The following is a 425-nucleotide window of genomic DNA, read 5'->3' as shown; positions in this document are numbered from 1 at the left end:
CGGCTCCATCACCACCATTCACAGCCTGACCAACACCCAGACCATTATCGATGCGCCCCACAAGGATCTGCGCCGGGCGAGAGCCTGCGGCAGTTCACTGATCCCCACCAGCACCGGTTCAGCAACGGCGATTATCGAAATATTCCCGGAACTGAAAGGGCGCCTGGATGGCCACGCCGTGCGCGTGCCGCTCACCAACGCGTCGCTGACCGATTGCGTGTTTGAAGTGGAATCGGCTACCGACAGGGACACCGTAAACCAGCTGTTGAAAGAGGCTGCCGAGGGTGAACTGAACGGTATTCTGGGCTACGAAGAGCGCCCACTGGTGTCCATCGACTACAAGACCGACCCGCGTTCCTCCATCGTTGATGCTCTGTCCACCATGGTGGTCAACGGTACCCAGGTGAAAATCTATGCCTGGTACG

General features: G+C 58.8%; 1 pseudogene. It reads left to right on the top strand.

Features of this window, described 5'->3' with window-relative positions:
- Positions 1-425 (top strand): annotated as a pseudogene (locus B2W52_RS10320) (type I glyceraldehyde-3-phosphate dehydrogenase); the annotation flags it as partial.

This window comes from Marinobacter sp. UBA2498, assembly GCF_002341575.1.
Taxonomy (GTDB): Bacteria; Pseudomonadota; Gammaproteobacteria; order Pseudomonadales; family Oleiphilaceae; genus Marinobacter; species Marinobacter manganoxydans.
This window is presented reverse-complemented; position numbering and strand designations above follow the sequence as displayed.